This window comes from Flavobacterium sp. YO12 (assembly GCF_004119495.1).
In the GTDB taxonomy this organism is placed as follows: domain Bacteria; phylum Bacteroidota; class Bacteroidia; order Flavobacteriales; family Flavobacteriaceae; genus Flavobacterium.
The window spans coordinates 1-2064 of record NZ_NRQU01000128.1 but is presented as its reverse complement, the minus strand read 5'-3'; the positions used below and the strand labels follow the sequence as shown (position 1 = coordinate 2064).

Sequence of the window (2064 nt, the reverse complement as noted above, 5' to 3'; positions counted from 1 at the left end):
GGTAGAAAAGCCCCAAATTTTACCAAACTTAAATCTAAGTAATAACGTAAAAATTTAAAAAAATGAAAACTACATATCACCTAAGTATAATTATTGCTCTTACTTTTACTATCATATCTTTTAATAAGTACGAGAACGTTGAATCTAAGAATTATAAATCTAACGTTTTGGCTTTTTACAATAATTCAAATAATGATGATGTAAAAGACAATGTTTCAAACGAATTCTTCAAGAAATATACTGATTTAAAAAAGTATAAATCTGATGTCATGTCCTTATACAAAAACAGATCTCTTGGAACTATTTGGTACGACGAGAATGAAATCAATCAGTTTGGCACCATTTTATATGACAAAGCAAAAAAAACAAACGATTTAGTTATTCCTTACCAAAAAGAAATAGATCAGCTTTTTGATTCTTCATCAGAAACCAATCTCTCTACAATCGATGCTGATATGCTTTTAAGTTCTTTATATATTGTATATGCTCAAAAAAGCAATTCCGATACAAATAAAAAATTGTCTTATGATGCGATGCTGAAAGATTTTCTAAACTATAATACAATCGAAAAAGCAACAGCAAAAACTGCGGATGATGGAAATCTTTATGACCAATACTATAAACTGCAAGGCGTTTTAAAACAATATAAAAAAATAGAAAAATCTAACAAATGGAAACCTATTACAACAGAAACTCCATACAAAGATTTACGTCCAGATGCAGTTTCAAATACAATTGCTCAAGTTAGAACACGTTTGTATTTATTGGGCGATTTAAAACAGGATTCTAAAAGTGATGTTTATGATCGTGAACTAATGGATGCTGTTATGAAATATAAAGTTCGTAATGGTTTTAAACCAAATTACATTTTGGCAGAAGAACATATTAAAGAAATGAATATTCCAATTTCTGATAAAGTAAAAACCTTGGTACTTAATATGGAAAGAGTTCGTTCTATTTCGGCTGACTTGGTAAACAATGACGAATATATTATGGTAAATGTTCCGTCCTACGAATTGATTTATGTTAAAACGGAAAAATTGAATTAACTTCAAGTGTATTTGTAGGCTCTCCTTTGACTAAAACTACCATTTTTAACGGTCAAATCGAAAGAATTGTTTTTAGTCCTTACTGGACAGTGCCGCAAAGTATAGTTGAAAATGAGTTAAAATTAAAAATAGCTGCCAATAAAAATTATCTTGCGGAGCATAATATGGAAATGATAAACGGTCAGATACGACAAAAACCTGGACCAGAAAATTCTTTAGGTTTAGTTAAATTCATGTTTCCAAATCCAGACGATATTTATATGCACGACACGCCGTCTAAAACTTTATTCGATTTTGAAAAAAGAACTTTCAGTCACGGATGTATTAATGTAAAATTAGCCAAAGAATTAGCCATTGCCATGTTGAAAGATTATCCTGAATGGACTAAAGAAAAAATTGACAATGCGATGGCTGGAAAAGCAGAAAACAGTTTCAAACTTTCTAAAAAAGTTCCAATTTATATCTGCTATTTTACTTCGCTTGTAAATCAAAACGGAGAAGTTGGTTTTTTTCAAGATGTTTATGAAAAAGATGCTGATTTAGCTCCTGAAAAATCATCTGTTGCTGTAAACTAAATTTAGTTCAAAATTAAAAATCAATCGGAAATTCATTAAGTTGAGTTTCCGATTTTTTCATTAAAAAAAACCTTAAACTGCTATTTTTAAAACTTTTACAAACACAAAACCAAAATAATTAATCTGAAATTTGCAAAATATTTAATGTTATATCTATTTTAAGTAAATTGATTATGAAAACAAATAATACCGAAGGACTAACAACGTTTGAAATAAATGTATTGGTACAACAAGGAGGAAGATTTGTTATTTTTCCTAATACTATTTCAAAACTGGTTAAAAAATTTAAAGGCTCAAATATTTACTTCGTTCGACCTGAAGAAAGCACAATCAAATATGCTTTAAAACATTTCATATTGAATTTAAAATCTTGCTGGAGTGAATCTTTTTTTCAGCCAATTTACATTATCAAATCCCTTTTTTATTTAATGAAAGGCGGA

General features: G+C 28.7%; 3 protein-coding genes. All 3 read left to right on the top strand.

Annotated features, from left to right (window positions below; translation table 11 throughout):
• Positions 1-62 precede the first annotated feature (62 nt).
• On the top strand, positions 63-1049 hold the full coding sequence (locus BOW55_RS21495) for a hypothetical protein (protein WP_241686639.1): 987 nt from the start codon (positions 63-65) through the stop codon (positions 1047-1049).
• 26 nt (positions 1050-1075) lie between these two features.
• Positions 1076-1624 (top strand): L,D-transpeptidase family protein, encoded by a 549-nt coding sequence (locus BOW55_RS21490; protein ID WP_241686638.1) that lies wholly within the window; start codon positions 1076-1078, stop codon positions 1622-1624.
• Between the two features lie 173 nt (positions 1625-1797).
• Positions 1798-2064: hypothetical protein (locus BOW55_RS21105; protein ID WP_129026318.1), on the top strand; the 267-nt coding region annotated here is incomplete at its 3' end.

What these genes read in the sequence shown, in the direction of transcription:
- BOW55_RS21495 (WP_241686639.1), top strand. Translation starts at nt 63, where the DNA reads ATGAAAACTACATATCACCTAAGTATAATTATTGCTCTTACTTTTACT.